Here is a 21717-nt window from a genome sequence, read left to right as displayed (position 1 = left end):
CTTTATAGTTTTATTTCAACATCCACACCAGCTGATAACTCCAGCTTCATAAGTGCATCAATAGTTTGTGGGTTGTGCTCAAAAATATCAACAAGTCTCTTGTGAGTCCTGATTTCAAACTGGTCTCTCGCCTTCTTGTTGACATGGGGAGATTTCAGGACTGTAAATTTTTCCTTTTTCGTGGGCAATGGTATAGGGCCCACCGTTTGTGCCCCCGTCCTCTTGGCCGTGCTGACTATATCCTTTACTGCTTTATCCAGTATTTTATGATCGTAGCCTTTTAATTTTATTCGTATCTTTTGTTCAGCCATTATATACCTCTATTACTCCACGATTTCTGTAACGACACCGGCACCTACTGTCCTGCCGCCTTCACGTATAGCAAATCTCAACCCCTGCTCCATCGCTATCGGTTGAATCAAATCCACGTCACAGCTGATATTATCTCCGGGCATTACCATCTCTACTCCCTCAGCCAATGTTATCACTCCAGTCACATCCGTCGTACGGAAGTAAAACTGTGGACGATATCCGCTGAAAAATGGCGTATGACGACCACCCTCTTCTTTTGTCAATATATATGCCTCACACTTAAACTTACGGTGCGGCGTTATACTACCTGGCTTCGCAAGTACCTGACCACGCTCTACATCATCCTTCTTGATACCTCTAAGAAGTACACCTACATTATCTCCGGCTTCTCCTTCATCAAGTATCTTACGGAACATCTCAACTCCCGTTACCACAGTCTTACGGGTGTCTGTAAGCCCTACTATCTCTATCTCGTCCTGTACCCTTACCTTACCTCGCTCAACTCTTCCCGTAACTACTGTCCCACGGCCGGATATACTGAATACATCCTCGATCGGCATCAAAAACGGCTTGTCTATATCACGCTCAGGAGCAGGTATATAATCATCCATCGCCTGAAGCAATTCCCATATACACTTCGTCTTCTCTTCATCTTCAGCATTCTCCAACGCCTGCAGTGCACTACCCTTGATTATCGGAATATCATCTCCGGGAAATTCATAGGTGTTTAGAAGATCTCTTATCTCAAGCTCTACAAGCTCAAGCAACTCCTCATCATCCACCATGTCGCACTTGTTCATGAAAACTACTATACTGGGAACTCCTACCTGTCTCGCCAAAAGAATGTGCTCCCTTGTCTGAGGCATAGGGCCGTCCGCTGCACTTACTACCAATATCGCTCCGTCCATCTGCGCTGCACCTGTAATCATGTTCTTTACATAGTCTGCGTGACCAGGACAGTCTACGTGTGCATAGTGGCGCTTGTCGCTCTCGTACTCAACATGAGCAGTGGCTATCGTTATACCACGCTCCTTCTCCTCAGGGGCCTTGTCTATATTACCAAACTCAATATAATCTGCGTACCCCTTTAATGACAGTACATGTGTCATCGCTGCTGTCAATGTCGTCTTACCATGGTCAACGTGGCCTATCGTGCCTACGTTTACGTGAGGTTTCTTCCTTTCGTACTTTTGCTTGGACATCCTTTCCTCCTGACTCTATACTCTTGATTTTGCAATTTCTTCAGCAATGGTCGCAGGGACTTCCTCGTAATGGCTAAACTGCATTGTATAAGTAGCCCTGCCCTGCGTTAATGATCTCAGGTTCGTAGCATAGCCGAACATCTCTTTAAGCGGAACATAACTGTTTATAACCTGAGTATTGCCTCTGGAATCCATACCTTCAACTCTTCCTCTCCGGGAGTTTAAATCTCCCATAACATCACCCATATATTCTTCAGGTACAACAACTTCGACTTTCATTATAGGCTCCAGTATAACCGGAGAGGCCTTTTTCATCCCGTCCTTAAAACCCATCGAAGCCGCAATTTTAAAAGCCATCTCTGATGAGTCAACTTCATGAAACGATCCGTCGTAAAGGGTTACTTTAACATCAACAACGGGAAAACCTGCCTGAACACCGGCTTCCATTGCCTCTTCGATACCTTTTTGAACTGCAGGGATGAAATCTTTAGGGATGGCCCCACCCACAATCTTATTTTCAAACTGAAAACCTTCGCCAGCTTCAAGAGGCTCAAGCTCCAGCCAAACATGACCATACTGCCCTCTACCACCGGACTGTTTTATATATTTAGATTCCTGCTTAACGGTCTTTCTAATTGTTTCTCTGTAAGCAACCTGCGGACTTCCTACATTAGCTTCAACCTTGAATTCTCTCAACAGCCTGTCAACAATTATGTCCAGATGCAGCTCGCCCATTCCTGATATAATGGTCTGACCTGTTTCGTCATCCACTTTTACTTTAAAAGTGGGGTCTTCCTGAGCAAGTTTTGCCAGAGCTGAGGACAGTTTATCCTGATCACTGCGTGTTTTGGGCTCAATAGCAACCGAGATAACAGGCTCGGGAAATTCCATAGACTCAAGTTCTACAGGATCCTTTTCATCACACAGAGTATCCCCTGTGGTTGTAAACTTCAAACCGACGGTGGCACAGATATCACCGGCAAAAATTTCTTTAATCTCTTCCCTTTTATTTGAATGCATCTTCAGAAGTCTGCCAACACGTTCTTTTTTACCTTTGGATGCATTGTAAATATAGTTCCCTGCCTCGAGGCTTCCCGAATATACTCTGAAATATGTTAACTGTCCCATATAAGGATCAGTTGTTATCTTAAAAGCAAGCGCTGCAAAAGGATCATCATCAACCGGTCTTCTAACAACCTCTTCCTCAGTACCTGGTTTAATTCCCTTGATGGGAGGTACATCAAGTGGTGAAGGCATATAGTCAACAACAGCATCAAGCAGAGGCTGCACACCTTTATTCTTAAAGGCACTCCCACAAAAAACGGGAGTAAATTCGAGATTATTCGTCCCTTTCCTTATTGCAGAAACCAATTCCTCTTCGGAGATATCTTCACCTTCAAAATATTTTTCCATCAATGTTTCATCTGTTTCACAAACCATCTCAACAAGGCTTTCCCTGTATTTTTCAGCCTGCTCAACATATTCAGACGGAATGTCTATATAGTCATATTTGGCACCAAGCTCCTCACCGTGCCAGACAATACCTTTCATCCTGATAAGATCAATAACACCTTCAAAAGAATCCTCCACACCGATGGGCAGCTGACAGACCAAAGGTCTCGCATCCAGACGATTTTTTATCATATCAACAACTCTAAAGTAGTCTGCACCCACTCTGTCCATTTTGTTGACAAACGCAATCCGTGGCACACCGTATTTATCAGCCTGACGCCAAACTGTTTCCGACTGAGGTTCAACACCACCTACCGCACAAAAAACTGCTACTGAACCATCGAGAACCTTAAGAGACCTTTCCACTTCCACAGTAAAATCAACGTGTCCGGGAGTGTCTATAATATTAATCCTGTGATCCTTCCAGAAACATTGGGTTGTAGCTGAAGTAATCGTTATTCCACGCTCTTTTTCCTGCTCCATCCAGTCCATAGTTGCAGCACCGTCGTGAACTTCGCCGATTTTATAATTTACACCTGTATAAAACAGGATTCTTTCTGTTGTTGTTGTTTTACCCGCATCAATATGTGCCATGATACCGATATTTCGCTGTCTTTCGAGCGAATACTTTCTAGCCACTAATACCTCCTTCTACCATCTGAAATGAGCGAAGGCTTTATTTGCTTCAGCCATTCTGTGAGTATCTTCTCTCTTTTTAATTGATACCCCTTTATTATCAGCTGCGTCCATTATCTCTGAAGCAAGCCTCTCAACCATTGTCTTCTCTCTACGGGCTCTTGCTGCTGCTATCAGCCATCTGATACTTAACGCCTGTCTTCTTTCAGCTCTAACTTCAACAGGCACCTGATAAGTAGCCCCGCCCACTCTTCTGGATTTAACTTCCAGCACGGGCTTTATGTTATCGATGGCTTTTTTAAACACATCCAGCCCTTCTTCTCCGCGTCTTTCCTTTATCATATCCATCGCATCATAAAATACTTTCTCCGCAACGGACTTTTTACCGTCATACATAAGACTGTTAATAAACTTGGTAACCAAAGTTTCATGAAAGATGGGATCAGGGATTATTACTCTCTTTTTCGCTACTCTTCTTCTAGCCATAAAAACACCTTCCTACTTTGGCCTTTTTGCGCCATATTTTGATCTGCTCTGCTTTCTGTCAGCAACACCGGCTGTATCCAGAGCACCTCTGACTATCTTATATCTAACACCAGGTAAATCCTTTACCCTGCCGCCTCTTACCAGCACAACAGAGTGTTCCTGAAGATTGTGGCCTATTCCCGGTATGTATGCTGTAACCTCAGCACCGTTGGTAAGCCTCACCCTTGCAACCTTTCTCAATGCAGAGTTAGGCTTCTTGGGTGTTGTAGTATAAACTCTTACACAAACTCCCCTTCTCTGAGGATTATCTCTCAATGCAGGAGATTTTGTTTTCTTCCCTACTTCTTTTCTGCCCTTTCTCACTAACTGGTTCAAAGTTGGCACCTAAACACCTCCAAAAGTTGAAACGTTTGTATTTTTTATCCCTTTTATATCCTGCTTAATCAGCCTTTTAGGCACTGCAGTATTATCATTACGCATAAATATACTTACCTCAAAATGAGCCTCAGATATTATCAACGGTTTTTACTAATGTCAAGGTTTATTATGCGATTTTATTAACGTATCAAAAAAGCGGGAGAAAATCTCCCGCTTATCAGTTTTTCATAAACTTGAATTTTTCAGTCTTAATGTGTTCAGAACCTGTACCGGCAGGGATAAGTTTACCCATAATCACATTTTCCTTAAGTCCTCTCAGCTTGTCTGTCTTACCGGAACACGAAGCATCTGTAAGTATTCTGGTTGTTTCCTGAAAACTGGCTGCAGAAATGAAGCTTTCAGTGTTCAGGGCTGCCTTTGTAATACCCTGTAGTATAGGTCTGCCTTTGGGAGGTGTAAGCCCCTCTGCTAAAAGGTCCTGCTGAACTTTGGTAAAATCGGCTTTATATACCTCTTCATTAGGCATAAATTCAGAATCACCGGGGTCTTCAATTAAAATTTTCTTTAGCATCTGTTTTGAAATAACCTCAATGTGTTTATCGTTAATAGTAACACCTTGTTTCCTGTAAACTTCCTGTATCTCATTAACGATATACTTCTGCAACTCTTCTTCACCGAGAACTGACAAAATATCATGGGGATTAACAAGACCGTCAACAAGCGCTTCACCTGCTTTAACTCTGTCTCCCTCTCTGACATTTACATATTTCTGGATTGAAATATTGTAGTTCTTCCTATCGCCCGTTTCCTCATTTTCGATAACAACTTTTCTGTAGCCTTTTGTACTGCCTTCTATTTTTACCACACCGTCAATCTCAGCAATGATACCGGGTTCTTTCGGCTTTCTGGCTTCAAAAAGTTCGGCAACCCTGGGAAGACCCACTGTGATATCTTTTGTTTTTTGGGTTTCCCTCGGTATTTTCGCTACAACATCGCCGGGATACACCTCTTCCCCCTCTTCGACTGTTATCATAGCTCCGACGGGAAGGATATATCTCTCCGCAGTTTTATTTTCTTTGTTTTTTATAGAAACTCTGGGCTGCTTCTTATCCCTAGTATTACTAATCACAACTTTCTGTGAAAGTCCGGTAATCGGGTCAATATCCTCTTTCAGAGTTTCCCCTTCAATAATATCACCAAAGGCTACCCTGCCTTCCTGCTCCGTCATGATTACCGCTGCAAAGGGATCCCATTCGGCCAACAGTCTGCCCTGATTAACAGTTTCACCGTCTTCCACAAGGATTTTCGTTCCATATGTAATGTTGTATTTTTCAACTACCCGGCCGTCTTTATCCACTATCTGAATACTGCCGTTTCTGTTAAGAACAACATTCTGTTCGTAGCGGTTTCTGACAAGGTTAATGTCCACAAATTTCACTTTACCGCCGAATTTGGCATTTATACCGGATTCTTCAGCGGACGCTGATGCTGCGCCACCAATGTGAAACGTTCTCATCGTCAGCTGTGTACCCGGTTCACCAATCGATTGTGCAGCAATTATACCAACAGATTCACCTACTTCCACTTCTCTTCTTGTGCCCAGATCCATGCCGTAGCAATGCTTACATACACCATGATCCAGCTCACAGGTCAGCACTGATCTTACGGTAATCCTGTCAATACCAGCACGCTCTATTTTCTCTGCGATGTCTTCCGTTATAAGTGTATTTGCTTCAATAATCAGATCGTCGGTAACCGGGTCATAAACATCTTCAAGAGTATATCTTCCGTATATTCTTTCCCCGAGAGTTTCAATAACTTCACTGCCTTCCATAAGAGCACTTATCTCTATACCCTTAATAGTTCCGCAATCTTCATCGGATACTATTACATCCTGGGACACATCCACAAGCCTTCTTGTAAGGTATCCTGAGTTAGCAGTTTTAAGAGCGGTATCAGCGAGACCTTTCCTTGCTCCGTGTGTTGAAATAAAGTACTGAAGCACTGTGAGACCGTCTCTGAAATTAGAAATAATAGGCGTTTCTATAATTTCCCCTGAAGGTTTGGCCATAAGGCCTCTCATACCTGCAAGCTGACTAATCTGCGCTTTACTTCCCCGTGCACCTGAGTCAGCCATTACAAATATAGAGTTATAAAATTTTTCATGTTTATCTTCCGCACTCTTATCACCGCCAAGGTTAGCCAGATTGGTCATAAGTTTATTGGTGATAGAATCGTTTGCACGTGACCATATATCGATTATCTGGTTATAACGTTCGCCGGCTGTCAGAGCTCCTTCACGGTAATGCTCCTCTATATCCATAACCTTATTAAAAGCTTCATCAACAAGCTGCTGTTTCTCTTCAGGAATAACAAAATCGTCTACACATATCGAAAATCCGGCTTTTGTGGAATAGCGGAAACCTAAATCTTTTAAGTCATCCAGGAACTTAACCGTATAATAGTTCCCATGTTTTTTATATACATAATCAACGAGCTTTGTCAGCTCCTTTTTACCGAGAACTCTGTTCACAACCTCAAAATCCACTCCTGTCGGTACCACTTCAAACAGAATAACCCTTCCGGTTACGGTATCGTAGAGTTTATCATCTATCCTGACCTTAATTCTGGCATGCAGATCAAGCTTGTTCTGATCATATGCAACCACAACTTCCTGAGGTGATGAAAAAATCTTTCCTTCGCCCTTTGCGTTATCCATGCCTCTGGTCAGATAGTAAATCCCCAGTACCATATCCTGAGTGGGAACAGAAAGGGGTTTCCCGTGAGCTGGTGAAAGTACACTGTTAGTTGAAAGCATAAGGGTTCTGGCTTCCAGCTGCGCCTCGAGAGATAACGGAACATGAACTGCCATCTGATCACCGTCGAAGTCAGCATTAAAAGCCGGGCAAACGAGAGGGTGCAGCTGTATGGCCTTACCTTCAACAAGCTTCGGCTCAAAAGCCTGAATACCCAGCCTGTGAAGTGTTGGCGCTCTGTTCAGCATAACAGGATGTTCTGATATGACTTCCTCGAGAATATCCCAGACCTCAGAGCGTTGTTCCTCAACCATTTTTTTAGCCTGTTTAATGGTGGCGGCCAGCCCCTTTTCCTTTTCCAGTTTATAGTAAATAAAAGGTTTGAAAAGTTCCAAAGCCATCAGCTTTGGAATACCGCACTGATGCATTTTCAGATGCGGACCGGCAACAATTACCGAACGTCCGGAGTAATCAACCCTTTTGCCCAGAAGGTTTTGTCTGAACCGCCCCTGTTTACCCTTAATCATGTCACTGAGGGATTTTAAAGGACGTTTATTGGATCCTCTGATGACCCTGCCTCTTCTTCCGTTGTCAAAAAGTGCATCCACCGATTCCTGAAGCATCCTTTTTTCGTTTCGTACAATGATTTCAGGAGCATTAAGCTCAATTAGTTTTTTGAGCCTGTTGTTTCTGTTAATCACACGTCTGTAAAGGTCATTCAGATCACTTGTTGCAAACCGTCCCCCGTCCAGTGGTACAAGGGGTCTCAACTCGGGCGGGATTACCGGCACAACATCGAGTATCATCCATTCAGGCTTGTTGCCACTGCGGCGGAAAGCCTCCATTATCTTAAGCCTTTTGGCAATCTTGAGTTTTTTCTGCATACTTCCTGTTTCTTTAAGCTCAGTTTTCAGCTCAATTATGGAAAGATCAAGGTCAACTTTTTTAAGAAGATCCTTTATAGCTTCAGCGCCCATCTTGGCAACAAAGGAACCGTGACCGTACTCTTCAACCAACTTCCTGTACCTTTCCTCACTGAGCAGTTCTTTCTCTTTTAAAGGGGTTGATTTCGGATTTATTACAATATAAGATTCAAAATATATGACCCGCTCAATATCCTTGATATTTAAATCAAGCATTGCCCCTATACGGCTTGGCGAGCCTTTGAAGAACCATATATGACACACCGGTGAAGCAAGGTCGATATGACCCATGCGCTCCCGTCTTACTTTGGACTGAATAACTTCCACACCACACTTTTCACAGACAATGCCTCTGTGTTTCATACGCTTATATTTGCCGCAAAGACATTCCCAGTCCTTCACAGGACCGAATATTTTTGCACAGAAAAGCCCGTCCCTTTCCGGCTTAAAAGTCCTGTAATTTATTGTTTCTGGCTTCAAAACTTCACCGGAAGACCAGCTTCTTATCTTTTCCGGTGACGCGATTCTCACTCTTAAAGCATCGAAGAAAACCGGGCTTTTATCATCCTTAGTCGGATTACTTTTAATAGCTGTCACTTAGCCCTCCATTAATTTTCTATTTCATCAATTTCTTCTGTCGTTTCCTCTTTGTCGAGCTCTTCTTTTGTCATTAGCTCAACATCGAGTGCCAGACCTTGCAGTTCCTTTATCAGAACGTTAAAAGACTCGGGCATGCTTGCCTCAAAGTCCAGATTACCGTTAACAATTGCTTCATAAACCTTTGTTCTTCCTTCAACATCATCCGATTTAACAGTCAGCATCTCCTGAAGCACATGGGCCGCCCCGTAGGCTTCAAGCGCCCAGACTTCCATTTCACCAAGTCTCTGACCGCCGAATTGAGCCTTGCCTCCAAGAGGCTGCTGGGTAACCAGAGAATACGGACCTGTTGATCTGGCGTGAATTTTGGTTTCCACAAGATGATGAAGTTTTAGTATATACATTACGCCAACAGTGACTTCCTGATCAAAGCGTTCACCTGTCCTTCCGTCAAAAAGTACCGTCTGTCCGTCTGTCTGGAACCCGCTCTTTTTCAACATTTCCTTAATATCTGATTCCTGTGCACTGTCGAATACGGGGGTTGCAATATGCAGACCGAGTGCTCTTGCAGCCCATCCCAAGTGTGTTTCCAATACCTGTCCCACGTTCATACGGGATGGAACACCAAGGGGGTTCAGTGCAATTTCAGCAGGGGTACCATCGGGCAGGAACGGCATATCCTCTTCAGGCAGTATTCTGGAAATAACACCTTTATTCCCATGTCTTCCCGCCATTTTATCGCCTACCATCAGCTTGCGTTTAACAGCGATGTAAACCCTGACGGACTTTAATACACCGGCAGGAAGTTCATCGCCTTTCTCAACTTTCGATTTTAAATCCTTAAAATCTTCCTCAACCATTTTTATTCTATCAAAATATATGGCGTTTATCTGCGACAATTTATTTTCGAATTCATTCTTTTTCTTTACGGGCAGCATTACAAGCTCGGAATAGTCAAGCTTGTTTAACACTTTTTTGGTAAGTTTGCTGCCGGCATCAAGCTTCACACTTTCCGTTTCGAATGAATCCTGCAGAGTTTTGCCGCTCAGCAAGTCGACTATTTTATTCTTTCTTGCCACTTCAAGAGATTCCAGTTTCTTCTTATAGTCGTACTTTATCTTCTCGTACTCTTCGTGCTCAATTTCTTCAGTTCTCTCATCCTTTTCCACACCACGTCTTGTCATACACTGGACATCTACAACTGTACCTGTAATACCAGGAGGAACCCTTAGTGAGGCATCCTTTACGTCTCCGGCTTTTTCACCGAAAATTGCCCTGAGTAATTTTTCCTCGGGAGTGGACTGAGACTCTCCTTTGGGAGTGACCTTTCCCACCAGGATTTCACCCTCACTAACCTGAGCACCCGTTCTTATGATACCGCTTTCATCCAGGTTAGCAAGTGCTTCCTCACTCACATTTGGTATATCTCTGGTAATTTCTTCAGGTCCCAGCTTGGTATCTCTGGCTTCAACTTCGTATTCCTCGATATGAATGGAAGTGAAAGCATCCTCTTTTACGAGTTTTTCAGAAACCAGAATTGAGTCTTCGTAGTTGTAACCCATCCATGGCATAAACGCCACAATAACATTCCTGCCCAGAGCAAGATCACCCCTGTCTGTAGCAGGACCGTCAGCAATAGGATCGCCTTTAGCCACATAATCGTTTTTATTAACAATTGGTTTGTAATTGATGCATGTGTCCTGATTGGATCTTCTGTATTTTACAAGTTCGTAGACATCTATTCCGAAATCATCCTCTTTCTCATAGCGAATAACAACCTTCTCAGCATCTACGTAATCCACATATCCTTCATTTTTGGCAGTTATTACGGCTCCGGAGTCTTTGGCAACTTTGCTCTCCATACCGGTGCCGACTATCGGTGCATCTGTCTTGACCAGCGGTACCGCCTGACGCTGCATGTTAGATCCCATAAGTGCCCTGTTAGCATCATCATGTTCCAGAAAAGGAACAAGTGCAGTGGAAACCGAAACTATCTGCATCGGTGCAACGTCCATATATTGAATATCTTCCTTAGGCGAAGTAACTGACTCTCCTTTGTACCTTGAGGCCACAACCTCTCTGATAAAATATCCGTTTTCATCCAGAGGGGCATTAGCCTGGGCAATGCAAAAATCCTCTTCTTCAATGGCTGACATGTAGACAACATCATCCGTTACTCTGTTGTTTTCAACTTTTCTGTAAGGTGTTTCAATAAAACCGAATTCATTTATCCGGGCAAAAGTCGTTAAAGAGGTTATCAAACCGATGTTGGGTCCTTCAGGTGTTTCAATAGGGCAAATTCTGCCGTAGTGAGATGTGTGAACATCCCTTACTTCAAACCCCGCTCTTTCTCTGTTAAGTCCTCCGGGACCCAATGCCGAAAGTCTCCTTTTATTCGTAACCTCACTTAGAGGATTTGTCTGATCCATAAATTGCGAAAGCTGGTAACTTCCGAAAAATTCTTTTATGGAAGCAGAAAGAGGCTTGGCATTAAGGAGATCCTGAGGAGACAACTCCTCTATATCCTGAATACTCATCCTTTCTTTTACAGTTTTTTCCATCCTGGTAAGGCCGATTCTTATATGATTCTGAAGCTGTTCGCCCACAGCCCTGACCCGTCTGTGACCGAGGTGGTCAATGTCATCTACTTTATCGAGCCCCTGTCTTATATTGTCAAGCACCCTGACTGTTTCCACTATATCTTCCGGTGTCAGTGTAGTTGTATCAAGGGGGGTATTTAATTTCAGTCTTTTGTTAATTTTCAGTCTTCCCACTCGGGATAGGTCATAACGTTTTTCATTAAAGAACAGATTATCAAACAGATTCTGTGCAGTCTCAAGAGTGGCCGGTTCACCCGGGCGCAACTTCTTGTATATTTCCAAGAGTGCTTCTTCCTGTGTTTTAACCTTGTCAGATGCTAAGATATCTCTTATGGCACTGTCGCTTGACTGCCTGTCAATACTCAAAACTTTAAAAGATTCTATACCGTTATCTTTCAACCTTTCAAGAATTTCTTCGCTGATAGGGGTGTTTGACTCTGCAATAATTTCCCCTTCCAGATCAGCAATATCTTCAGCTATATATGTTTCTTCAATATCCTCTATATTTATCGGTATATATTGGATTCCAGCTTTAACAAGCCTCTTTCTTGCTGCTTTTGTAATCTTGTAGTTAGCTTTTACAAGTATTTCACCGGTTTCATCTTTGATTTCACAGCTGTTTCTTCTGCCGATAATTTTTTCCGGATCAAAATCCTTAACCATCCCGTCATCAGTGAAATGTATCGTTTCTGTACCGTAATAAGTACCGAGTATTTTCTGTTCATCCAGACCAAGAGCTTTTAGAAGTACGGTTACGGGAATCTTCCGTTTTTTATCAATTCTGACATACATCACATTCTTTGCATCAAATTCAAAATCTATCCAGGAACCTCTGTAAGGGATTATTCGCGCACTATACAAGTGTTTTTCCACAACACTTTTTCCAGCCGTAGCATCTTCAAAAAATATCCCCGGGGAACGGTGTAACTGATTAACAACTACCCTTTCCACACCGTTAATGACAAATGTACCCCTTTCCGTCATTAATGGAATATCACAAAGATAAACTTCAGCCTCTTTTGCCGATAAAACGGATTTTTCATTGGTTTCTTCATCTATATCATAGTTCACCAAACGAACTTTTACTCTAAGCGGAGCAGCATATGTTGTTTTACGCTGTATTGCTTCAGATGCAGTATATTTTGCTTTATCAAGAGCATAGCTCACATATTCCAAAATAGATGTCTCATTGAAATCGGTAATGGGAAAGACTTCCCTGAATACCTGCTCCAGACCTTTTTCCAGTCTTTCGTGCGAAGGTACATGCTCCTGGAGCAGCTGGGCATATGATTCCTTCTGGACTTCGATTAAGTCCGGTAAATCTACCACCTGTCTGATTTTTGAAAAATTTAATCTTTCGATGGAATTTGAAGATTTTGTCATGTTTTCCACCTGCCGGGAATTATATTTTGATTACTAAGATACATTAAGGGCGCAGCTGCGCCCTTAATGAATATATTGCGTTAAATTTTAAAAATAGTTACTTTATTTCTATTCCTGCGCCGACTTCCTCAAGTTTTCCTTTGAGTTCTTCCGCTTCCTCTTTGGTAACACCTTCCTTAACAGGTTTTGGTGCACCGTCCACAAGAGCTTTGGCTTCTTTAAGGCCAAGTCCGGTTATCTCTCTGACAACCTTAATAACCTGAACCTTCTTATCACCAGCTGATGATAACACAACATCAAACTCAGTTTGTTCAGCAGCTTCTTCAGCAGCTTCGCCGCCTGCAGCCGCACCGGGAGCCATAGCCATAGGTGCTGCAGCAGAAACACCAAATTTGTCCTCGAGCTCTTTAACAAAGTCAGCCAGCTCGATAACAGACATATTTTCGATAAATTCAACTACTTGTTCTTTTGTGATAGACATATCCTATCCTCCATAAGTTAATTATTTTCTTTTTGATCCTTAATGGCATTAAGCACATTCAAGAAGTTCCTTGGAACATTTGCAAGAAGGGAAACAAAATTTCTTGCCGGCGCTGTCATGCTTCCTAACATTTTCGACAACAATTCCTCTCTGGAAGGTATATCCGCAAGGGCAATAATATCCTGTTCGCTTAACACTGCTCCTTCAAAATACCCACCTTTGATATCGAAAGCGTCGTATTCTTTGGCAAACTTTTTGAACTCTTTGGCAACTGCTGTTGGTTCTCCTTTAACAATGGCGCAAGCTGTAGGTTGTACAAGGTGCTCATGAAGTCCTTCTATTTCCTGTTTTTCCAGGGCCAGTTTCAAAAGTCTATTTTTAACAACTTTAAAGTTGCTGTCTAAAGATTTTATTGTACTTCTGACATTTTCCATCTGAGGAAAGTTCAATCCTTTAAAATCTGTAAGGAAAATTGCAGAAGCTTCGGATATTTCGGTTGAAAGTTCTTCTACTAACTGCTCTTTATCACTTCTTTTCAATTTAGTCCTCCTCTTTCCGGCCGCATCTATAACAACCGGTTTCCGCAGGATTTACGTTTGCACACCTGCTTCTTCAACCAGAATTACTTTCGATTTTTACAGTTTCAGTTCTCCAAGCAGTTGTTGTTGGTCAACTTTAAGTCCCGGTCCCATCGTTGTAGAGATATAAACTCCCCTTACATACTGCCCCTTGGCAGACTCGGGTTTCGCTTTTACCAGCGAATCGATCAAAGACTTAAGATTTTCAGCCAACTGTGTGCTTTCAAAACTTTTCTTTCCAACCGGGGCATGTATTATCCCGGCCTTGTCAACCCGGTATTCTATCATACCGGCTTTCAGATCACTTACCACTTCTTTAATATTGTTTGTTACTGTGCCCACTTTGGGGTTGGGCATTAACCCTCTTGGCCCTAATAACCTACCTAACTTACCTACGCTTGCCATCATGTCGGGTGTTGCAACTACCTTGTCAAAGTCAAACCAACCTCCCTGAATTTTGGTCACCAAATCGTCGTCGCCTACATAGTCAGCACCTGCGTCTTTTGCCTCCTGGGCTTTATCCCCTTTTGCAAAAACAAGAACTTTCACGGTCTTGCCAGTTCCATGGGGCAAACTTACAGACCCCCTGACCATTTGATCTGCATGCCTCGGATCTACTCCCAATTTAACAACAGCTTCCACTGTCTCGTCAAAGTTAGCAAAAGTTACTTCCTTGAGCAGGCTCAAAGCTTCCTGCAATTCATAGCTTTTAAGCCTGTCAATCTTACTTAAAGCTTCTTTATATTTTTTCCCATGTTTAGCCATGATTACTCCTTAAATTTAAAGTTCTACTTCCACTCCCATACTTCTTGCAGAACCGGCAACAATTTTAACAGCCTGATTTATATCATTGGTGTTTAAGTCCGGCAATTTAACCTCAGCAATCTTTTTGACCTGATCTGCAGATAATTTACCTATCTTCTCAAGCTTGGGACTGCCGGAGCCCTTTTCTTTGTTCAATTCCTTTTTAATAAGTATGGAAGTTGGCGGTGTCTTCGTAATGAAGGTAAAAGACCTGTCTTCATACACAGTGATAATCACAGGGATAACCATGTCACCCTGATTTTGTGTCGCCGCATTGAAAGCTTTGCAAAATTCCATAATATTCACACCCCGCTGACCCAGGGCAGGACCAACTGGTGGCGAAGGATTAGCTTTCCCCGCGGGTATTTGTAATTTTATTTGACCTAATTCTTTCTTAGCCATTGCATTTCCTCCAAAAATTTAGCCCACACGTTTAACTTGTAAATAGTCGAGCTCAATAGGTGTTTGTCTTCCGAAAATACTCACTATTACTTTTACTTTTTCTTTCTCAGGGTTCACTTCGTCCACTACACCGTTAAAACCTAAGAAAGGACCGTCGACAACTTCCACGGTATCTCCTTTCATATATTTGGCGGCCATACGTGGAGCTTGTGATTTAGCCAGATCAATCATGGCTTTTACATCCTGCTCAGGAATCGGAACAGGGTTTATCCCTCCGACAAAGCCGGTTACTTTAGGTATTGACTTAACCTTATGCCAGTTAGTGGTGTTCATTTCCATATGAACAAGTATATACCCCGGAAAAGTTTTTTTCTTGCTTATTTTCTTTTTTCCTTTTTTGAGTTCAACTACATCTTCTGTGGGTATAAGCACATCATCAATATCATCATATAAATTTTCATTTTTAATCTTTTCTTCCAGCAGTTGTTTAACTCGCTTTTCAAAACCGGAATATGTGTGAACAACATACCATTCTTTAGCCATCAAACTACCCTATCAACAGATTGAAAAGTCTCGAAAGCCCGGCGTCAACTATACCCAAAAATATGGAAATGACAATTACAAGCACAATTACTACAGCAGTTGTACCGATAGTGTCATCTTTGCTGGGCCAGGTTACTTTCTTTAATTCTTCTTTTACTTCGGTTAAAAACGTTGTTATTTTTCCCACAATGAACTCCCAATACAAAAAGGATATGGCAGGCCAGGAGGGACTCGAACCCCCAACCCCCGGTTTTGGAGACCGGTGCTCTGCCAATTGAGCCACTGGCCTACTTATATCTTATTTGGTCTCTTTATGAAGTGTATGTTTTCTGCAATGCTTGCAGTATTTACTGAATTCCAGTTTACCTGTAGTCGTCTTTTTATTTTTCGTCGTATTATAGTTTCTGTTTTTGCACTCAGTGCAAGCCAATATCACAATATCTCTCATTATCTATTACTCCACGATTTCTGTAACGACACCGGCACCTACTGTCCTGCCGCCTTCACGTATAGCAAATCTCAACCCCTGCTCCATCGCTATCGGTTGAATCAAATCCACGTCACAGCTGATATTATCTCCGGGCATTACCATCTCTACTCCCTCAGCCAATGTTATCACTCCAGTCACATCCGTCGTACGGAAGTAAAACTGTGGACGATATCCGCTGAAAAATGGCGTATGACGACCACCCTCTTCTTTTGTCAATATATATGCCTCACACTTAAACTTACGGTGCGGCGTTATACTACCTGGCTTCGCAAGTACCTGACCACGCTCTACATCATCCTTCTTGATACCTCTAAGAAGTACACCTACATTATCTCCGGCTTCTCCTTCATCAAGTATCTTACGGAACATCTCAACTCCCGTTACCACAGTCTTACGGGTGTCTGTAAGCCCTACTATCTCTATCTCGTCCTGTACCCTTACCTTACCTCGCTCAACTCTTCCCGTAACTACTGTCCCACGGCCGGATATACTGAATACATCCTCGATCGGCATCAAAAACGGCTTGTCTATATCACGCTCAGGAGCAGGTATATAATCATCCATCGCCTGAAGCAATTCCCATATACACTTCGTCTTCTCTTCATCTTCAGCATTCTCCAACGCCTGCAGTGCACTACCCTTGATTATCGGAATATCATCTCCGGGAAATTCATAGGTGTTTAGAAGATCTCTTATCTCAAGCTCTACAAGCTCAAGCAACTCCTCATCATCCACCATGTCGCACTTGTTCATGAAAACTACTATACTGGGAACTCCTACCTGTCTCGCCAAAAGAATGTGCTCCCTTGTCTGAGGCATAGGGCCGTCCGCTGCACTTACTACCAATATCGCTCCGTCCATCTGCGCTGCACCTGTAATCATGTTCTTTACATAGTCTGCGTGACCAGGACAGTCTACGTGTGCATAGTGGCGCTTGTCGCTCTCGTACTCAACATGAGCAGTGGCTATCGTTATACCACGCTCCTTCTCCTCAGGGGCCTTGTCTATATTACCAAACTCAATATAATCTGCGTACCCCTTTAATGACAGTACATGTGTCATCGCTGCTGTCAATGTCGTCTTACCATGGTCAACGTGGCCTATCGTGCCTACGTTTACGTGAGGTTTCTTCCTTTCGTACTTTTGCTTGGACATAGTACTCCCTCCATTGTTTTAAAGCCCACGACCGGAATTGAACCGGTGACCTCGTCCTTACCAAGGACGCGCTCTAACCGACTGAGCCACGTGGGCATATTTCTTTTATACAAACAAAAAATAGACGAAGGCACACTTTTACTACCTCCGTCTTATTCTTCTCAAATTTAAGCGGGCGACGGGATTCGAACCCGCGACCCTCAGCTTGGAAGGCTGATGCTCTAGCCAACTGAGCTACACCCGCATTTATGGGGAGAGGAGGATTCGAACCTCCGAAGGCAAACGCCAGCAGATTTACAGTCTGCCCCCTTTGGCCACTCGGGTATCTCCCCTATAAAAGCTGGCGAAGGGACTTGAACCCCCAACCTACTGATTACAAGTCAGTTGCTCTACCAATTGAGCTACGCCAGCAATAAGTAGCGGATGTGGATAGTATCCAAATTAAATTTTTTTGTCAAGTTTTTTATACATTTTTTTCCAAAATTCCATGAAGCAGCCTATCACACTCTCATAAAATAAAAAACTGTCAATTGGGAACAACAAGAACATTTCCCGGCATTAATTTCGCATTCTCAAGTCCGTTCACCCTCATAATTCTATTTACGGAAGTACCGAATCTTTTTGCAATGTCCCATAGTGTATCGCCACGCCTCACTACATATTTTGCACTGCCTTTTTTAGCCACTCTGACATAATCAAATTCTGTTCTCTTGGAAACAACTACAGTATCCCCCGGATGTATAAGACGGGGGTTTATTCCTTTATTCATAGCCAGAAGATCATTAAGGGACAAACCGAAACGGTGTGCTATGTCATAAAGATTATCCCCTTTTTTCACAATATACACAGAAGGAACGTAAGGTCTGACTTCTCTTAGAAACCTGTCATAATAACCGGCAGTATAAAGTTTTTTATTGGGGACAAAAACAATTCTGTCATATACTATCCTGTTGTAATTAATACCGTTTAAACGTTTAAACTCATAAACAGATGTATTAAATTTATTGGCAATTTTCCAAACCGATTCGCCCCTTTCAGCTCTGTAAATTTTCAGACCGAGAAAATCTTTTGGAGACCCTTCAGCAAGAGCAGCTTTCACCATCCCGCCTTTCCCGAATGGTACTCTGAGTGCAAAACCGTCTGTTGGCGGGGTTATAGGCTTTTTAAGCGAAGGGTTAAGCTCTTTCAGCTTTTCCACGGATATATTAAACCTGTCGGCAATGACATATAAATTCACCGGCTGATTAAGGGTAACCTTATCATAAACAAGCGGCGATGTATCCGGAACTTTAAATCCGTATTTCATATAATTGTTATAAAGTATTGTAAGTGCGATAAATTTGGGGACATAATTTTCCGTTTCCCTGTATAAAAATCTGTGCTCTTTCAACTCAAAGAAATTTTTTGTATCATAACGTCTTATTCCCTGGACAACTTTATAGTAACCGCCGTTATAAGCAGCTATTGCAAGAAACCAGTCTCCAAGATTCTCATACAAATACTTTAAATGTTCGGCAGCAGCCTCAGTTGATTTTTCAAAATCCCTCCTCTCATCAACCCAAAAATTATTCTTCAAACCGTATATCTCGCCGGTGGATTCAATGAACTGCCACATCCCTCCTGCATCGGCATGAGAATAAGCACCTACATTAAAACCGCTCTCGGCAAAAGCCAGACATGCAAGATCAAGCGGTAATCCGTGTTTCAGAAAAATATCCTGTACTATATACATATATTTGTAAGACCGGTTCAGCCACTTCTGAAACGTATGGGGATAACGTCTGCCATATAACTCTAAATAATATTTAACTCTTTCAGTAACAACAATGGGGATATCATATTTTGATTGTTCTTTAACTTCAGGGTCAATATCCAGTTTTTCGTCAAAAATACCGGCATGTTTTACCGATAATTCAGGTTTATAGAGATTTTTTAAAGTAAAATCAGGCAGAAAAGGTTCACCTGAAATGTTATCCGTTTTTGACATATTATCTGTACCTGTTTTATAAGAATTTTCAGGTGCAATATTCCCGGCACCTGCCTTCTTATTATGAAAAAACTGACTGCTGTTTATCGACGAACAGGATATCAGAAACACGGACACAAAAACAAAATAAAATATTCTTATCATAAATGACATATATATTCTCCAATTTCCAGAATCAAGTGCATCATTAAAAAATCCATATCAATTTTCACAATATACCGCAAACATTAAATGCGGACTTTCACAGATTTGGCATGAGCTGTTAGTTCTTCACTGTTTGCAATGCCCATAACATCTTCAGCGCATTCTCTCAAAGCATCTTTGGAAAAATTTACAATGCTGCTTCTTTTAAGAAAATCATATGCACCCAAAGGTGAAAAAAATCGAGCCGAACCTCCGGTTGGCAGAGTATGATTGGGCCCGGCAATGTAATCACCGACAGCTTCAGGTGTATAATGCCCCAGAAAAATTGCTCCGGCATTCCGTACTTTAAACATCAGTTCGTAAGGGTTTGCCACGCACAATTCCAAATGTTCAGGAGCAATCTTATCAGAAACCTCTGCAGCCTCTTCAAGGTTTTCAACCAATACAATGGCACCAAAATCCTTTAAAGAAGCCTCCGCTATATCTTTTCTCGGCAATTCGCCCAACTGTTTTTTCAATTCAGCATTTACGCTTTCAGCCAACGCTTTTGAATCGGTAATTAAAACAGATGAAGCCATCTCATCGTGTTCGGCCTGACTGAGCATGTCAGCTGCAACGAATTGAGGACGGGCAGATTCATCGGCGATTATTGTTATCTCACTCGGGCCGGCAATCATGTCAATATCCACAAAACCGAAAACAAGCTTTTTAGCCAAAGCAACAAATATATTACCAGGCCCTACAATTTTGTCCACTTTTTCAACCGTTTCAGTCCCATATGCCATGGCTGCCACAGCCTGAGCACCGCCTATTTTATACACCTTTTTAACTCCACCGAGATACGCCGCAGCCAAAACACTTTCCTGAATTTTGCCGTGTGCAGCAGGAGTTGACATTACAATGTTTTCCACACCTGCAACATTTGCCGGGACACTGTTCATCAAAACTGACGAGGGATAAACCGCTTTGCCGCCGGGAACATATATCCCGACATTTTCAACAGGGCTGATTTTCTGACCGAGAATGATCCCGTTATTCCCGTTAATAAGCCACGTCTTCTCCATCTGTTTTTCATGATAAAAACGGATGGACTTTTCAGCCTTTATCAGCGAATTTTTCAATCCGCTCTCCAGTTTATCAAAAGATGACTTCAGTTCATCCACGCCAATTACATAGCTTTCATTCAAATCATGATTATCAAACTTCTTTGTATACGATTTTACAGCTTTATCGCCGTTGATTCTTACATCTTTCAGTATATCCATCACTATGGACAAATATTTCTCGTCGAAAAGTTCTCCCCTGTTAAGAATTTTGTTAAGTTTATCGCTGTTCTTGTCAATTATCATACACCACCTGCCGGATATTTATCGGTTTTTGGACAGAAGCTCATCCACAATATTTAAAATATCTTCAGAACGCAACTTCTCATCTTCTGCAAAAGAGGAAATTGCCGGAGCGTCAGCATGACCTGTAATCATACCAAGATCGGTATCAAAGCCATTTTCTTTGCATACACTCTTAATAATTTGTTTAAATTTATAAACGATATCGTCATGCACAGAACCGTCACTGTGAGGCATAATAAGATAAAATACATCTCTTCCAAATCTGCCGATCATATCACTTTTACGGAAATTTTCATTCATCAAACCGCCCAGGTCCCTTATAAATTTATCTCCTGCACGATGACCGTATTTATCCACAATCTTTTTAAGATCATCTATTTCAAAAAGGTAAAAATCAAAAGGACAGCCATAGCGCATATATCTGTGAAGCGCTTGATTAAGAAATTCATACATAGCAAGGGTGTTATAGGTGTTACTCGTTATGTCCACCCGGGACTGTCTGTAAAGTTTTTGGGAATCATAAATTTTTCTAAGAGAAACTGAAATCTTAAAAGACAGATCCCTGATAAAATCAAAACTGCTTTCCCCGTCAAATCTTGAAGGATCTTTGCTGTATAAATTAAGGCTGCCGATAATTTTATTATTTTCTATTACAGGTGAAAAAAGATATGAGCCAAAATCATCACCTTTCAAATCAAACTCATTTATCATATTGGTTTTACCCGAATCACAATACGGTCTCTTCTCAAGATAAAAATATCTGAATGTCCGGTCTTCAGTAAAAATTATATTGTCCAGATAATCAATCTCACCGAACACTTCCTCTTCAAAAACCACGTTATTTACAAAAAGCAGAACCCTGTCAATGGAAAAGATTTCTTCAAGATATCTCAGCGGCTTCTCTGAATAATCCTCAAGATTCTCCGACATCAAGAAAGCATATTCAACAACCTTAAAGCCTTCATACTTGGCTTCATTTTCTTTGACCAAACCGAGAATGCCTTCGAGTTCTCTTTTCAACTCACCGTTTTCTTTCAGAATATTGTTTACTTTGCTCAT

18 protein-coding genes and 5 tRNA genes are annotated in these 21717 nt (G+C 42.0%); all 23 read right to left on the bottom strand.

The features are described 5' to 3' along the window. Positions 1–2: 2 nt before the first annotated feature. Positions 3–311 carry a 30S ribosomal protein S10 gene (rpsJ, locus tag UMU13_RS03845; protein WP_273266736.1) on the bottom strand — a complete coding sequence of 103 codons (309 nt, stop codon included), beginning with the start codon at positions 309–311 and terminating at the stop codon, positions 3–5. Between the two features lie 12 nt (positions 312–323). Then, entirely contained in the window at positions 324–1514 is a 1191-nt protein-coding gene (gene tuf / locus UMU13_RS03840; RefSeq protein ID WP_013885646.1) for an elongation factor Tu, read from the bottom strand. A gap of 15 nt (positions 1515–1529) precedes the next feature. Next, a complete protein-coding gene (gene fusA / locus UMU13_RS03835; protein ID WP_328217252.1) occupies positions 1530–3605 on the bottom strand; it encodes an elongation factor G in 2076 nt (691 codons plus the stop codon). A 12-nt stretch (positions 3606–3617) separates the two neighbouring features. Then, positions 3618–4088 (bottom strand): 30S ribosomal protein S7, encoded by a 471-nt coding sequence (gene rpsG, locus UMU13_RS03830; RefSeq protein ID WP_013885657.1) that lies wholly within the window; start codon positions 4086–4088, stop codon positions 3618–3620. A 12-nt stretch (positions 4089–4100) separates the two neighbouring features. Next, a complete protein-coding gene (rpsL, locus tag UMU13_RS03825; protein WP_328217249.1) occupies positions 4101–4472 on the bottom strand; it encodes a 30S ribosomal protein S12 in 372 nt (123 codons plus the stop codon). Between the two features lie 211 nt (positions 4473–4683). Further along, complete coding sequence (gene rpoC, locus UMU13_RS03820; RefSeq protein WP_328217248.1) at positions 4684–8742, bottom strand: DNA-directed RNA polymerase subunit beta'; 4059 nt, start codon at positions 8740–8742, stop codon at positions 4684–4686. An 11-nt stretch (positions 8743–8753) separates the two neighbouring features. Next, positions 8754–12725, bottom strand: coding sequence for a DNA-directed RNA polymerase subunit beta (gene rpoB / locus UMU13_RS03815; RefSeq protein WP_328217246.1), 3972 nt, complete (start codon positions 12723–12725; stop codon positions 8754–8756). Positions 12726–12822: 97 nt separating this feature from the next. After that, the gene (rplL, locus tag UMU13_RS03810; RefSeq protein ID WP_013885653.1) at positions 12823–13206 is read right to left on the bottom strand and encodes a 50S ribosomal protein L7/L12; all 384 of its coding nucleotides are present in this window, start codon (positions 13204–13206) and stop codon (positions 12823–12825) included. 17 nt (positions 13207–13223) lie between these two features. Continuing rightward, positions 13224–13745: a 50S ribosomal protein L10 gene (rplJ, locus tag UMU13_RS03805; protein ID WP_328217245.1), complete on the bottom strand. Its 522-nt coding sequence runs from the start codon at positions 13743–13745 to the stop codon at positions 13224–13226. Positions 13746–13841: 96 nt separating this feature from the next. Further along, positions 13842–14549: a 50S ribosomal protein L1 gene (gene rplA, locus UMU13_RS03800; RefSeq protein WP_328217244.1), complete on the bottom strand. Its 708-nt coding sequence runs from the start codon at positions 14547–14549 to the stop codon at positions 13842–13844. A gap of 15 nt (positions 14550–14564) precedes the next feature. Next, entirely contained in the window at positions 14565–14990 is a 426-nt protein-coding gene (rplK, locus tag UMU13_RS03795) for a 50S ribosomal protein L11 (RefSeq protein WP_328217243.1), read from the bottom strand. Positions 14991–15008: 18 nt separating this feature from the next. Continuing rightward, on the bottom strand, positions 15009–15533 hold the full coding sequence (nusG, locus tag UMU13_RS03790) for a transcription termination/antitermination protein NusG (RefSeq protein ID WP_328217242.1): 525 nt from the start codon (positions 15531–15533) through the stop codon (positions 15009–15011). A gap of 4 nt (positions 15534–15537) precedes the next feature. Then, a complete protein-coding gene (gene secE / locus UMU13_RS03785; protein WP_328217241.1) occupies positions 15538–15720 on the bottom strand; it encodes a preprotein translocase subunit SecE in 183 nt (60 codons plus the stop codon). 26 nt (positions 15721–15746) lie between these two features. Further along, positions 15747–15822: transfer RNA gene (locus UMU13_RS03780), tRNA-Trp, on the bottom strand. Positions 15823–15831: 9 nt separating this feature from the next. Beyond that, complete coding sequence (gene rpmG, locus UMU13_RS03775) at positions 15832–15981, bottom strand: 50S ribosomal protein L33 (protein ID WP_013885647.1); 150 nt, start codon at positions 15979–15981, stop codon at positions 15832–15834. Positions 15982–15987: 6 nt separating this feature from the next. Then, positions 15988–17178 (bottom strand): elongation factor Tu, encoded by a 1191-nt coding sequence (tuf, locus tag UMU13_RS03770; protein WP_013885646.1) that lies wholly within the window; start codon positions 17176–17178, stop codon positions 15988–15990. Between the two features lie 22 nt (positions 17179–17200). After that, positions 17201–17274 (bottom strand) — tRNA-Thr (locus UMU13_RS03765). Positions 17275–17348: 74 nt separating this feature from the next. Continuing rightward, positions 17349–17422: transfer RNA gene (locus tag UMU13_RS03760), tRNA-Gly, on the bottom strand. A 5-nt stretch (positions 17423–17427) separates the two neighbouring features. Further along, positions 17428–17510: transfer RNA gene (locus tag UMU13_RS03755), tRNA-Tyr, on the bottom strand. A 6-nt stretch (positions 17511–17516) separates the two neighbouring features. Then, positions 17517–17589, bottom strand: a tRNA-Thr gene (locus UMU13_RS03750). A 115-nt stretch (positions 17590–17704) separates the two neighbouring features. Beyond that, on the bottom strand, positions 17705–19309 hold the full coding sequence (locus UMU13_RS03745) for a lytic transglycosylase (RefSeq protein WP_328217239.1): 1605 nt from the start codon (positions 19307–19309) through the stop codon (positions 17705–17707). An 83-nt stretch (positions 19310–19392) separates the two neighbouring features. Further along, positions 19393–20658, bottom strand: a complete 1266-nt coding sequence (gene hisD, locus UMU13_RS03740) for a histidinol dehydrogenase (RefSeq protein WP_328217238.1) — start codon at positions 20656–20658, stop codon at positions 19393–19395. An 18-nt stretch (positions 20659–20676) separates the two neighbouring features. Next, positions 20677–21717, bottom strand: a complete 1041-nt coding sequence (locus UMU13_RS03735; RefSeq protein WP_328217237.1) for a GGDEF domain-containing protein — start codon at positions 21715–21717, stop codon at positions 20677–20679.

The organism is Flexistipes sp. (assembly GCF_036172515.1).
In the GTDB taxonomy this organism is placed as follows: Bacteria; Chrysiogenota; Deferribacteres; order Deferribacterales; family Flexistipitaceae; genus Flexistipes.
The sequence above is the reverse complement of the archived record's forward strand: the minus strand, read 5'-3'. Positions and strand labels throughout refer to the sequence as shown.

What these genes read in the sequence shown, in the direction of transcription:
- rplL (WP_013885653.1), bottom strand. Translation starts at nt 13,206, where the DNA reads ATGTCTATCACAAAAGAACAAGTAGTTGAATTTATCGAAAATATGTCT.
- rpoB (WP_328217246.1), bottom strand. Translation starts at nt 12,725, where the DNA reads ATGACAAAATCTTCAAATTCCATCGAAAGATTAAATTTTTCAAAAATC.
- tuf (WP_013885646.1), bottom strand. Translation starts at nt 1,514, where the DNA reads ATGTCCAAGCAAAAGTACGAAAGGAAGAAACCTCACGTAAACGTAGGC.
- rpsG (WP_013885657.1), bottom strand. Translation starts at nt 4,088, where the DNA reads ATGGCTAGAAGAAGAGTAGCGAAAAAGAGAGTAATAATCCCTGATCCC.
- rplA (WP_328217244.1), bottom strand. Translation starts at nt 14,549, where the DNA reads ATGGCTAAACATGGGAAAAAATATAAAGAAGCTTTAAGTAAGATTGAC.
- hisD (WP_328217238.1), bottom strand. Translation starts at nt 20,658, where the DNA reads ATGATAATTGACAAGAACAGCGATAAACTTAACAAAATTCTTAACAGG.
- rplK (WP_328217243.1), bottom strand. Translation starts at nt 14,990, where the DNA reads ATGGCTAAGAAAGAATTAGGTCAAATAAAATTACAAATACCCGCGGGG.
- nusG (WP_328217242.1), bottom strand. Translation starts at nt 15,533, where the DNA reads ATGGCTAAAGAATGGTATGTTGTTCACACATATTCCGGTTTTGAAAAG.
- tuf (WP_013885646.1), bottom strand. Translation starts at nt 17,178, where the DNA reads ATGTCCAAGCAAAAGTACGAAAGGAAGAAACCTCACGTAAACGTAGGC.
- UMU13_RS03735 (WP_328217237.1), bottom strand. Translation starts at nt 21,717, where the DNA reads ATGAGCAAAGTAAACAATATTCTGAAAGAAAACGGTGAGTTGAAAAGA.
- rpmG (WP_013885647.1), bottom strand. Translation starts at nt 15,981, where the DNA reads ATGAGAGATATTGTGATATTGGCTTGCACTGAGTGCAAAAACAGAAAC.
- UMU13_RS03745 (WP_328217239.1), bottom strand. Translation starts at nt 19,309, where the DNA reads ATGATAAGAATATTTTATTTTGTTTTTGTGTCCGTGTTTCTGATATCC.
- rpsJ (WP_273266736.1), bottom strand. Translation starts at nt 311, where the DNA reads ATGGCTGAACAAAAGATACGAATAAAATTAAAAGGCTACGATCATAAA.